Source organism: Geomicrobium sp. JSM 1781026 (assembly GCF_041949955.1).
Taxonomy (GTDB): Bacteria; Bacillota; Bacilli; order Bacillales; family Marinococcaceae; genus Geomicrobium_A.
In genome coordinates this window covers 145,433-157,903 of record NZ_JBHFQF010000004.1, presented here as the reverse complement: position 1 = coordinate 157,903, position 12,471 = coordinate 145,433, and the positions used below count along the sequence as shown (strand labels likewise).

The 12,471-nt window shown below is 44.3% G+C and carries 12 protein-coding genes; 10 read left to right on the top strand and 2 right to left on the bottom strand.

The genetic code is table 11. From position 1 onward, the window contains the following. The first annotated feature begins 3 nt into the window (after positions 1 to 3). The 3 genes from ACE1TF_RS08435 (at position 4) to trmB (ending at position 2,893) form a co-directional block, all read left to right on the top strand. A complete protein-coding gene (locus ACE1TF_RS08435) occupies positions 4 to 924 on the top strand; it encodes an NERD domain-containing protein (protein ID WP_042398446.1) in 921 nt (306 codons plus the stop codon). Positions 925 to 1,229: 305 nt separating this feature from the next. Then, positions 1,230 to 2,066: a phosphotransferase gene (locus ACE1TF_RS08430; protein WP_375015895.1), complete on the top strand. Its 837-nt coding sequence runs from the start codon at positions 1,230 to 1,232 to the stop codon at positions 2,064 to 2,066. A 179-nt stretch (positions 2,067 to 2,245) separates the two neighbouring features. Then, positions 2,246 to 2,893 (top strand): tRNA (guanosine(46)-N7)-methyltransferase TrmB, encoded by a 648-nt coding sequence (gene trmB / locus ACE1TF_RS08425; protein WP_375015893.1) that lies wholly within the window; start codon positions 2,246 to 2,248, stop codon positions 2,891 to 2,893. 56 nt (positions 2,894 to 2,949) lie between these two features. On the opposite strand, the gene ACE1TF_RS08420 is transcribed toward trmB, so the two are convergent. Next, positions 2,950 to 3,258 carry a PepSY domain-containing protein gene (locus ACE1TF_RS08420; protein ID WP_042398452.1) on the bottom strand — a complete coding sequence of 103 codons (309 nt, stop codon included), beginning with the start codon at positions 3,256 to 3,258 and terminating at the stop codon, positions 2,950 to 2,952. A 209-nt stretch (positions 3,259 to 3,467) separates the two neighbouring features. On the opposite strand from ACE1TF_RS08420, the gene ACE1TF_RS08415 reads away from it, so the two are divergent. Next, entirely contained in the window at positions 3,468 to 4,541 is a 1,074-nt protein-coding gene (locus tag ACE1TF_RS08415) for a M42 family metallopeptidase (RefSeq protein WP_375015891.1), read from the top strand. Here ACE1TF_RS08415 and ACE1TF_RS08410 read toward each other — a convergent pair whose 3' ends face one another. Further along, positions 4,542 to 4,988: a YtoQ family protein gene (locus ACE1TF_RS08410; RefSeq protein ID WP_042398455.1), complete on the bottom strand. Its 447-nt coding sequence runs from the start codon at positions 4,986 to 4,988 to the stop codon at positions 4,542 to 4,544. It lies immediately after the preceding gene. Between the two features lie 116 nt (positions 4,989 to 5,104). Between ACE1TF_RS08410 and ACE1TF_RS08405 the strand changes: the two genes are divergently transcribed. The 6 genes from ACE1TF_RS08405 to murC all read left to right on the top strand — a co-directional run bounded on the left by ACE1TF_RS08405 (position 5,105) and on the right by murC (position 12,450). Next, positions 5,105 to 5,425, top strand: a complete 321-nt coding sequence (locus ACE1TF_RS08405; protein ID WP_042398459.1) for a thioredoxin family protein — start codon at positions 5,105 to 5,107, stop codon at positions 5,423 to 5,425. A 17-nt stretch (positions 5,426 to 5,442) separates the two neighbouring features. Further along, on the top strand, positions 5,443 to 6,243 hold the full coding sequence (locus tag ACE1TF_RS08400; protein WP_375015888.1) for a DUF1444 family protein: 801 nt from the start codon (positions 5,443 to 5,445) through the stop codon (positions 6,241 to 6,243). A gap of 11 nt (positions 6,244 to 6,254) precedes the next feature. Continuing rightward, positions 6,255 to 6,878 carry a YtpR family tRNA-binding protein gene (gene ytpR, locus ACE1TF_RS08395; RefSeq protein ID WP_042398462.1) on the top strand — a complete coding sequence of 208 codons (624 nt, stop codon included), beginning with the start codon at positions 6,255 to 6,257 and terminating at the stop codon, positions 6,876 to 6,878. A gap of 452 nt (positions 6,879 to 7,330) precedes the next feature. Further along, entirely contained in the window at positions 7,331 to 9,712 is a 2,382-nt protein-coding gene (locus tag ACE1TF_RS08390) for a DNA translocase FtsK (protein WP_375015886.1), read from the top strand. Positions 9,713 to 9,828: 116 nt separating this feature from the next. Continuing rightward, positions 9,829 to 10,926, top strand: coding sequence for a nicotinate phosphoribosyltransferase (locus tag ACE1TF_RS08385; protein ID WP_375016293.1), 1,098 nt, complete (start codon positions 9,829 to 9,831; stop codon positions 10,924 to 10,926). A 219-nt stretch (positions 10,927 to 11,145) separates the two neighbouring features. Continuing rightward, complete coding sequence (gene murC, locus ACE1TF_RS08380) at positions 11,146 to 12,450, top strand: UDP-N-acetylmuramate--L-alanine ligase (protein WP_042398464.1); 1,305 nt, start codon at positions 11,146 to 11,148, stop codon at positions 12,448 to 12,450. Positions 12,451 to 12,471: the final 21 nt, after the last annotated feature.

The window sequence follows — 12,471 nt, the reverse complement described above, 5'->3', positions numbered from 1 at the left end:
GATATGGTTCACCTCATAAAGGTTCATGACTATGTCTCGCGGTATGAAAATGACATTCATCGATATCCCAATCAATTTACGCGACTGAAACGGGAAAAGTGGGAGAAGATGAAAAAGAATTGGCAGCAAGCAAATGCAGGAGGAAATGTGGAAGAAGACTGGTTTGAAGACACAAGCCCAAAGTTCTTTCGCCACCCATTCCAACGGTTGAGAAAATCAAATAAAGACAAACAGGCTGGGCGAGTGGTCACAGAGGACCCGGATCAATTGTATGCAAATAAAACCATCGAACAGCTGAAGAAGATGTTTCACTATGACGTCTTTCAAACGCAATTGAATTGGGCATCGTCTTCACTGTTCGGGGAATCTTACCTAGAAAGCAAATATCGTTTTGATACGCGGCTGCGCCAACTCATTCAAGATGTTCCCGACAATTTCTTGCTTTTGTATCATCCTGTATTGCGAGTGCAACGTGCAGAAGTTCAGCTCGATGTGATCTTACTTTCACCGACAGAGGTGTACGTTGTAAATTTCTTAGAGATGGAGAACAATGCGGTTGTTCGCGCCTCAAATGAGCGGTTTTGGCCAGTCGTGGGCAAGTATGCAAAAGCACAGCTGTTAAACCCAATGATTGCTCAGGAAAGGTCATTTTCAATCATTCGCTCGATCTTACAAAAAGAAGAGATTCAACCGAATATATCCATGCTATTAATCGCCCCAGATGGGTATATTGATGATCATCATGCACGTGCGGATTTAAAGAAAGTGGATCGGGCGAATTACAGCAGATGGTTATCGACACTACAAGCGCATCGCTCACCACTAAAAAAACAACAAATTGACGTTGCGCGCGCTTTGTTGAAGTATAGCAAAACGTCGCACATGCCGTATTCGAGACCGAGTGCAGAAGACGACGGTGAATAAGCTCCTATCGTGATAAACACAATTGACTGCCCTTTCGTTCATCTGCTATGATATACGTTGATTATCCTAACCGTAAAACGGTTAAGCGACCATGTGAATGCACACTGTTTGTCTAGTTCAGCAGTGTAATTGCTCTTGAATGCGCCACTGTAGAAAAATGTCGGCGCCTTATTTTTTCCCTTGTATGACCGGACATTTAACGTTCAAGTGTGTAATGACCATTACATCCTTCATACTTAGTAGATTTCTGATGACAAATGCTGAGCGTATTTCACAATGCTCAAATATTTAAAAGGATACCCGCCATGACACATTTCGATATGCAGACAAGAGTGAAAAGGAAAAAGTGGTTGGAAATGCTATTAGGCGCGGATTGGAATCTCGAGCCTGCTGGCGGTTCAACAGGGGAAGCATTTATTGCTCACGACGGTAGTCGTAAGCTTTTTTTGAAGTGCAACTCTTCACCGTTTTTAGCGGTTTTGTCGGCAGAGGGAATTGTTCCGAAACTGCTTTGGACAAAGCGCTTGGCAAACGGCGACGTTATTACTGCGCAACGCTGGGTTTACGGTCGTGAATTGTCCAGCACAGAGATGCAAAAACGAGAAGTTGCGGAACTTCTGCAACAAATTCATGCATCTTCGGATTTATTAGAGATGTTAAAACGGATTGAGAATCAAGTATCGACACCTGATGTATTACTCGGTAACCTAAAGAGAAAGGCCATCTTCCAAAACAACACACCATCTAGTTGGTTGCAAGACGCCTTTTTGTTTCTTGAAGAAAACAAGCATAAGATTGAACATGACGAGTTTGTCGTTTGTCACTGCGACTTGAATCATAACAATTGGATTATGGAAAAGGACGATTCGTTATTTCTAATTGACTGGGACGGAGCTTCTGTCGCCGACCCTGCACTTGATCTTAGTGTTCTTTTGCATTGGTACGTGCCAAAGAACAAATGGCTTGACTGGTTAAGTCACTATGGATTAGAACTTGATGATTCGATCAAGAAACGAATGCATTGGTACATTGTGATGCACACGGTTGAGTATATTCTCGACTTGAACGAGAACGACCATGATGAAGTGAACAGCTGGAAGCGCTATTTAGCATCACTGCTCACACCCATTACGAATAAATAATACGAGAAGATACATGTGAAAAATCTTTAGTAGAACAACCTATAGCCCCGAGGGTGCTCTCGCTCTGTTGAGCTAGCATACCTCGGGGATCTTTCGTCATGAAGCCTACGACGAAACTGTTTGACGTGTGTACCTCGAGAAAGGTGAAATAACAGTAAGAAAAAGGGTGAAAGAAAGTCATGAGATTAAGAAAAAAGCCTGGGGCACTTGAGAAGCTAAGTGAACATCCTAGCATTGTTATTCCTGACCCAAAACAATACAAAGGGCGCTGGTTTGAGGCGTTTGAAGGAAGGAACGACCGAGAATTGCATGTGGAATTTGGCACAGGGAAAGGCCAATTTCTTCGCGACATGTCGGACCACTTTCCGGATGTCAATTATATCGGTGTAGAAAAGTATGAAAGTGTACTCGTCACAGCACTTGAGAAGAACATCGAAAATCATCGTGGTAAAGTGTGCTTTATTCATGGAGATGTTCGAGATGCAACAACCATTTTTGCGCGAGGTGAAATTGATCGGATCTACTTAAACTTTATGGATCCATGGCCAAAAGCCCGCCACAGTAAACGTCGGCTTACGCATAAGGATTTTTTGGAAATGTATCAAACGTTGCTGCATGAGAATGGAGAAATCCACCTCAAAACAGATAATGAAGGATTGTTTGAGTACTCGTTGCAGTCGTTTACTGAGAACGGCTACCAATTAAAAAATATTCGAGTAAATTTACATCGAAACGAGCCTGAAGATAATGTTCGTACCGAATATGAGGAGAAGTTTTCAACGAAGGGACAACCGATTTTTCGAACAGAAGCTTTTCTTCCTAAATGAATAAAAATGGGCGGACCGTCACTTTTACCGTGACGGTCCGCCCATCTTCTCGTTCGTTATTGTTTTTCTAATTCAAGGATCGTACCCGTTTTAGCATCAACGACGAAATCCATTTGCTTCGTTTCACCTGCAGCTGTACTGGAGATTCCACCGCGATAAACATTATAGTCCAGCTCATTCTTCTCATAATGTTCTGGATTCATATGAATCCACGAACCGCTAATTGGAATGCGATGAGAGACGCTTTCCTTCACTTGTTTGAGTGCTTTTTCTGGAGAGACGGATTTGGCTGCGCAGGCTTCTTTCACTGCATATCCAGCGGCAAAACCTATCGCTGCTCCAACTAGTAGATCTTTCACCTTCATCTTCATCAACCGCCTTTTTACTTCATGATTAGTCTTAGTATATCGAGATCTCTTCGATTTGTCCAAGCGAACAAAATGTCCACGACTAGAATTTATCCGATCTTTTCGATACAATGAAACACGGATAAGTGTAGAGTGCATAAACACGGTTTGTGATTACATATGGAAAGGATGTGAAGGTCGGATCATTCGATGACCGGCTGAAAAAAATGAATAATGAGACGAAACAGATGTTTAAAACTTTGACTGAGATGGCAGGCCCTCCAGGCTTTGAGCATGACATTAGAAATTACATGAAAAAGGAACTGTCTAAATACGCAGATGACGTCATTCAGGATAAACTGGGAAGCGTTTTTGGCGTGAAAAATGGAGAGAAAGACGCACCGAAAGTAATGGTCGCGGGTCACATGGATGAAGTAGGCTTTATGGTGACTTCGATCTCTGAAAATGGCCTCATTCGCTTTCAAACGCTTGGTGGATGGTGGAGCCAAGTAATGCTCGCACAACAAGTACAGGTAATGACAGACAACGGGCCGATTCCTGGTGTGATCGGTTCAACACCTCCACACCTTCTTGATGACCAAACGCGAAACAAACCGATGCCAATCAAAGAAATGTACATTGATATTGGTGCAGATGACCGCGACGACGCCAAACAGATTGGGGTTCGACCTGGACAAGCAATCGTGCCTGTTTGTGAATTTACGCCGATGGCAAACCCGAATAAAATTATGGCAAAAGCATGGGATAATCGCTACGGTGTTGGTTTGGCTCTCGAATTGATGAAAGAAGTGCAAAATGAGTCGTTGCCAAATACGTTATATTCTGGTGCAACCGTTCAAGAAGAAGTGGGACTCCGAGGGGCAGAGACTGCTGCAAATATGATTCAACCTGACCTCTTTTTTGCGTTAGATGCAAGCCCTGCCAACGATACATCCGGAAAGAAAGATCAGTTCGGTAAATTAGGTGAGGGAGCGCTGCTCCGGATCTATGACCGAACGATGATTACACACCGAGGGATGCGCGAGTGGATTTTAGATACGGCAGAAACTGAAAGCATCCCATATCAGTACTTTATTTCTCCAGGTGGGACGGACGCCGGGAAAGTGCATACGTCAAATGAAGGTGTACCGTCAGCCGTTGTTGGGGTATGTTCACGCTACATTCATACGGGTGCATCAATCTTAAACGTGAAAGATTATGAAGCCGCGAAGGCACTCATTACTACGCTCGTAAGAAAAGCGGATCGCTCCACAGTGAAGACCATCCGCTCAAATGTATAACTATTCCGTTTCAAAAATATAAGTCAACGCTTGCAATGCTTGATCGATCGTCTCAACAACGAGTTGCGATTGATTTGCCATCTCTTTTGATGGATGGTGCAAAGACTCTGGTCGGACAAGAATGACAGGCAGATTCATGGCGGCAGCTTGTCCGACGTCCATCGCAGCATTCCATTGTTTATAGTCTTCACCAAACAAGGCAATGACAACGTCAGACTTGTTTAAGAGAACTCTCGTACGCAAGTTATTTACTGCTGATGCGGCTTCATCTTTTAACACAGGGTTTGGCTGCTCACCGAGAATTTCTTCTCCGATGTTATCGGAGCGATCGTGGTGGGTCATCGGTTCAAAGAATGTGAGCGGAAGATTCTTTTCGATTGCCTTTTTCTTCACTTGTTCACGCCAGTCATCATGAATCTGACCGGCTAGGTATACATTTAGTTCCATTGCAATTCACCTCTTGTCTATAATCATCGGCTTACATGTTATACTATATCCCCGACTTTTAAAAGAAATAAACGATCATCCAACAATCGAATGAAAGCCATTAAGGAGGCAATACTATGAGAAAAGTCGATCAGAAAGAAACGTTTGAACAAGCGATTCAAGGAGAACGAGTGATCGTGATGTTTAGTGCGGATTGGTGTCCGGATTGCCATGTCATTGAGCCCGCATTGCCTCGGATTGAAGCGGACTATCCCGAAATTGACTTTATTCATGCCGACCGAGACGCATTAATTGACGTGTGTCAGCAATATGATATCTTTGGAATTCCGAGCTTTATCGGGTTTAAACACGGAAAAGAAGTCGATCGGTTTGTGGATAAAAACCGTAAAACCGAAGAAGAAGTGACAAACTTTATCGACGGTTATTTGGAGAAGTAAAAGCAGGAGGAATACCGATGTCAAACGCTCAGTCGAAATTGATCAAACAACTAAAAAACCGCTTTGAGACATTTGATGTGTCTGTCGATGAGGAAAACGAACAGATGCGCATCACTCATCCACGTTTAGATTCAGGCCTAAACCTCGATCTCGCTCGTCTTGAAACGAAATTTAACCAAAAAGGCGTTTCGGGACTCGAAGAGACGTTCAACTTTGTGGAAACTTCATTTCAAGCTATGGAGAAGAAAAAGGAGCTCAGAGGGCAGTTACAATCAATCTATCCAGTCATTCGCTCCACGTCTTTTCCAGTAGAAACGAAAGAAGGTAAGACGCTCGTCTACGATGACCACACAGCGGAAACAAGAGTCTATTACGCACTTGACCAAGGCAATACGTATGCGCTTATCGATGACGGTCTCCTTGAGGAACAAGCCATTCAAAAGCAAGAAATAAAAGAAGCGGCAACGTTTAACCTTCGCGCTTTGCCAACGAGTGTGAAAGTGGATGAAGTCGCAGGCAATCGCTTTTATTTCATGAATACGAATGATGGGTATGATGCGAGCCGAATCCTTAATGAGGCATGGCTAAAACAGATAGCGAGTGAAATGACAGGAGAAGCCGTTTTTAGTGTTCCACATCAAGATGTGTTAATTGCTGGAGACATACAGAATGATCAAGGCTATGACGTACTCGGGCAGATGACGTTTCAATTTTTTAATGATGGAAGAGTACCGGTGACAGCACTTCCTTTTGCGTATCGGGATGGTGTGTTGGAGCCGATCTTTATATTGGCACGTAAAAAACCAAAAGGTGACTAAAGGAGTTCATGATGAACGTATTTTATAATGAGAAGGGCATGGGAGATGTTCTGCTCGTCACGCTAAAAGAGATTGCAATGGAGCAACGTGAAGTTGAGCGTAAAGGAGACATTGCGCGCTTATTTCATGTTGAGAGCGGCGAAACCGTCGGCTACCACTTATTTAACGTCAATCAATATGGTGGATATAAAAAGACAGGGATGCTCTCCGTTGATGATGAGCTGATCGAGCTAATGAACCGTATCTTTAAGGAGAATGATTGGGACCATGAATTTCGTGCACCCACGTCATCTTCTTTCGTCGTAGGGCATGTGGATGAGATTGATCGTCACCCTAACGCCGATAAACTGAACGTATGCCAAGTGAATGTCGGTCATGAACAGCTTCAAATCGTATGTGGCGCTAAAAATGTTGACGAAGGACAGCGAGTCGTCGTTGCGCTTCCAGGTGCATACATGCCGAGTGGCATGAAGATCCGCCCGTCAAAACTTCGTGGAGAACCGTCAAATGGTATGATCTGCTCAATTAAAGAGCTTGCCATACCGATGCCTCAAGAAGAGCCAGGTATTCTCGTCTTATCCGATGAGTACGAGATTGGTGAAGACTTTTTGGCGAAATATCATCAAAATGTTTAAGCTTGAGCACAATGTTTGAATACGAATCGTACGACACTCCAAACGGTACCGTTTGGAGTGTTTTTTTCGGCAATTTTCACGCCTAGGCGAATGTTGCTTTAAAGTGGCCGTTAAATAAGCTCGAAAGAGTGATTGCATGATCACGGCATGACGTAAGGCGAGATTATGTCGGCGTTTATCGTAAAGGACCGTCCACGTCATCGGACCCAGAGAGGATTCTTTTCATTCAATTGAGATTATAATCATACGCCAACCCTCTCGTAAGGGGTTGTTAGTATCGGTAAATGAGCAAGGAGATCGCCATTTTATCTAAGGTGATCACATAGGAATGACTTTCACTCACTTTTTTATTCAGATCTTCGATAAATCTTTCATTTGGAGGTGTTCGGAACCGATTTGCTTCTGTAAAATGGAACTTGATCCATAATTTGATAGATAGCAGGTGAATAATGATGCCAAAGAAAAAATTCGGCAGCATTTTAAATAAAATGAATCAATACTTTTTCGGCAATGACGATCGATTGCAAAAGCAAGAGGATCGAACACCCCCCACTCGTCAGGCTGCTGTACGTAAGCCGATGAACAACAAGGATGTGCAGGAGACGAAGGCGAAGGTCATTCATAAATACCCGAAAAATGGAGAATTCCGCTTTCCGGTGGACATGGATGAGCGGCACGTTAAAAAAGAGACGCCAACCCGAATGCAGCGGCGTGAGGCGCCTGAGAAAAAGCAACATCGAAAAGAACGAGAAACGACGAGGCGTAAAGAGCAGAACGAACAAAAGGAAGTGCCGAAAAAACAATACTTCAACAATCCGCATTTTTCTGTGCAAAACATTCCATCACCGGTGTATGGGTTTACGAGAGATCGGACATACAAAAGCGAGCCGCCCGAGCCGTCAGAGGAACTCACGCTCAGCAATCTTTCACAAAAACTGGCAGGAGACGTTCCTCCACCAGCAATGCAAATGGAAGATACACCCCCCGTACAGCAGGAAGTCGATGAAACGATGGACGAAGGTGCGAGTATTGAGCAACCATTTGGCGATGAAAATGCAGAGGAAGCGACCGAGCCAGTAGTCACAGAACCCACCTCACTTGAAGAGGACTCGTTACAACCAATGGAGCCGGTCGCACGAGAGGAAGGTCGCGGGCAAGAAGAAGTCGCTGCAACAGCAGCCCTTGACCGTGCTGAAGAAGATCAAGAAGAGATGAAGCGACAAGAACATTCGAAGAAAAGACGCTCGTTTGCCAAGCGGACCGAGTCGAAAAAACCGTCTTCCCTCGTTCCATATAATGTGATGATGACCCCCGCTGATCGTGCTCGGCAAATGAACCGCCCGGCGTACGAACGAAAAAAAGAAGCGATGAAGGAGAAGCCTGTTGAGGACCAAGCCGTTCACCAACCGGCTGCAACGACTGAACCTAGAGATGTAACACTTCCTCCTGTTGAATTATTAAGTGAACCTGCGCTGCGTCTCGAAGGAAGTGAGAATGACCTAGCAGCTCAACGAGAACAGCTCGAAGCAACGTTGAAACACTTTCACGTCGATGCCCGTGTAACGGATGTGACCGAAGGTCCGTCTGTCGTTCGGTTTGAAGTACAACCTGCCCCAGGCGTAAAAGTGAATAAAGTGACGAATTTGACCGATGACTTGAAACTAGCGATGGCAGCGATTGATCTTAGAATGGAAGCACCGATTCCTGGGAAAAACGCCATCGGTATTGAGGTTCCAAAGCAAAATCGTTCCCCTGTCGTCTTACGTGAAATTCTTGAAACAGATGAATTTCGCCAACATCCGAGTCCGCTCGCTGTTGCTCTCGGGCTTGATATTACTGGTCATCCGTCCGTCATTGATTTAAATGCGATGCCACATGGATTAATTGCCGGTTCTACAGGCTCTGGCAAAAGTGTGTGCATTAACTCAATTTTACTCAGTTTGTTATACAAATCTTCACCTGATGAAGTGAAGCTATTGTTAATTGATCCGAAAGTCGTTGAACTCGCTTTCTACGAAAATATTCCTCACTTGGCGGCCCCGGTTGTCACGGATCCGAAAGAGGCAACGATGACGCTCAAGTGGAGTGTTCAAGAGATGGAAAGGCGTTATCAATTATTTGCGAGCGCTGGCGTTCGTGATATTAAAGGATACAATCGAAAAGAAGATAAGGAGGAGCACTTGCCGTATCTCGTCATCGTTATCGATGAGCTTGCCGATTTAATGATGATTGCTCCCCAAGATGTAGAGGAGAGCATTTGCCGGATCGCCCAAAAAGCAAGAGCTTGTGGTATTCATTTACTCGTTGCTACCCAGCGCCCGTCCGTCGACGTTATTACGGGGTTAATTAAAGCGAATATCCCGACACGTGCCGCTTTTGCCGTTTCTTCCATGGCGGATTCCAGAACGATTCTAGACGCTGGTGGTGCAGAACGGTTAATCGGTCGGGGGGATATGCTGTTCAGTGAAAACGGCGCATCGCGTTTCGTTCGCCTGCAAGGCACATATGTTGCAGATGAGGAAATCGAACGCGTTACAGCGTACTGGAAAGATCGAGCAAAACCTGAGTATTTGTTTAATAAGGAAGAGCTCGTGAAACAAGAACCGGCTCACCATAGCTCGGATGAACTTTTAGAAGAAGTGAGTTACTTTGTCGTTCATCAAGGAAGTGCATCCACATCAATGATTCAGCGTCGCTACCATATTGGGTACAACCGTGCGGCACGATTAATGGATATGTTGGAGGAGCGTGGCATTGTATCTGAAGCCGTTGGAACGAAGCCACGACACGTACTCGTTTCAGAAGAATCATTAGAAGAAATTTATGGAGCATAAGGGTAGAGATTTTTTCAATCTGGTGCTTCTCTTGTGAAATAAGACACAATCTACTATCATGAAACATACATGTAATTCATTTCTGTTATTTTTGTGCAAGGAGACGAAACGTGACAATGAAGGAAATTGAATTAAAACTACAAGGTCAAATCAAACGATTAACAAATCGAACATTTAAGTTTGACGAACGTGTTGGCGATGGTTGGTTTTCAGCAGTCTATTTTTTAAAGACGAGAGAAATTGTTCGTAAATATAAACCCGATCATATTGTGACGATGCAATTTTTCCAGAAGAGTCACGCGGTGCTCTGCGGAACCGATGAAGCGATTGCACTCGTTCAAACGTTTGCAGACAACCCAGATGAGCTTGAGATCCATTCATTAAAAGACGGTGATAAGATTGAGCCATTTGAAACAGTCATGACCATTAAAGGCCGTTATCATGACTTTGGCTTTTTAGAAGGGGTGATTGATGGGATTTTTTCCCGTCGAACATCGGTTGCAACGAATGTATATGAAGTCGTGAGAGCGGCGCGGTCTTCTGGAGAGCAAAAGCCGGTCATTTTTATGGGAGACCGGGATGATCATTTCACACAACAAGCTGGGGATGGCTATGCGGCGTTTATCGGTGGTTCAAAAGCACAAGCAACCCATGCCATGAATGAATGGTGGGGCAAAGAAGGCATGGGAACGATGCCTCATGCTCTTATCCAGTTGTTTAATGGCGATCTTGTTGCTGCAAGTCATGCGTATCGGGAAATGTTTCCTGATGATCAACTGATGGCGCTTGTGGATTACAACAATGATGCGATTACCGACGCACTTCGGGTGGCCCGGGAGTTTGGCAATGATTTGAATGCTGTTCGGATCGACACATCCAATTCAATGGTCGATCAATTCTTTTGTCGAAACCCAGAAAAGATGGGCGATTTTGACCCAACGGGTGTGAACGCCCCGCTCGTTATCGCACTTCGAGAAGCATTGGACAATGAAGGATTCCAGCATGTTCGTATATCTGTAAGTGGTGGATTTACAGCAGAGAGAATCGAGGCGTATGAAAAGGCGGGTGTACCTGTGGATATGTACGGAGTTGGACGCAGTCTGCTCTCTAAAAATATCGGCTTTACGGGTGACAATGTTTTGCTAAATGGACATCATGAAGCAAAGGCTGGAAGGAAGTTACGGGAGAACTCGAGATTGGAACGAATTGAATAAATCCTGAAGTGACCAATCTCCAATTCGTGTCTGCTACATAAGATAGTCAATAATTCACGGATGTTGCAGAGCGACGATTCCTACTTGAGGTATATTTTGTTCTTGAGATTGTTTTTGCTATAATATATGCGCGAAAGAAACCATGATGAATAAATGATTGGATAGAATCATCCCTACTCACTCTGGCTGGGGATGGGTCAAGTTTGGAGGTCCGGAGTCATGACAAGTTACCATTTTATCGGTATAAAGGGATCTGGCATGAGCGCGCTTGCACAAATCCTGCACGACATGGATGAAGATGTGCAAGGTTCTGATGTGGACCAATATTTTTTCACGCAACATCCGCTTGAAGAGCGCGGAATTCCCATTTTATCTTTTGAAAAAGACAATGTTTCCCCCGATCATAAAATTGTCGCATCAGCGGCATATAACGCAGATAATGAAGAGATACAAGCCGCAACTGATCGTGGTCTTGATGTGCATCGCTATCCGACGTTTCTTGGGGAATTTGCATCGCAATTTACATCTATTGCGGTGTCAGGGGCCCACGGGAAAACAACAACGACAGGTTTGTTGTCACATGTTCTCGGTGCTTATCGCCCGACATCTTATCTAATTGGAGATGGCACAGGCAAAGGGGAAAAAGACAGTACGTTCTTTGTGTTTGAAGCTTGCGAATATCGCCGACATTTCTTGAATTACCACCCTGATTATTGCTTGATGATCAATATCGATTTTGATCATCCCGATTACTTCAAAAATATTGAAGACGTCGTAAGTGCATTTGATGAGATGGCGTCCCAAGTAAACAAAGCAATTATTGCATGTGGTGACGATGAATACTTGCAAACGCTAAACGCCCCCGTACCGATTGTTTATTACGGGATAGAAGGAAAACATGACTTCAATGCCGAAAATATAACAACAGACGAATCGGGCACGCACTTCGATGTGACCATCCGAGGTGATTACTATGAACGATTCAGTATTCCAGGCTACGGTAACCATCACGTATTAAACGCACTTGCAGTCATTGCGTTATGCCATTATGAAGAAGTGCCGGCGAGTGTAATGAAAGAGCGCTTGGCGACGTTCCCTGGTGTGAAGCGAAGATTCACCGAAAAAGAGTGGGGAACGCAAACGCTCATCGATGATTATGCGCATCATCCAACCGAGATCAAAGCGACAATTGCATCTGCGAAAGCGAAATATCCGAATCGAGAGGTTGTTGCTGTCTTCCAGCCGCACACGTTCACACGTACGTTTGCTTTTCTCCAAGAGTTTGCAGATGCCCTTTCTCAAGCTGATTCCGTGTATTTGTGTGATATTTTCGGTTCAACTCGGGAAAAACAAGGAACATTAACCGTAGAAGATTTGCAACAGCGAGTTGATGGGTCAGTGTTACTTTCAGAAAAAGATATTTCTCCTTTGAACGATCACGAAAACAGCGTGATTCTCTTTATGGGAGCAGGGGATGTATCGAAATATCAAAAAGCGTACGAACGAGAATTTCCAAAACCATAATCAGTTTCATATAGGCAGTCA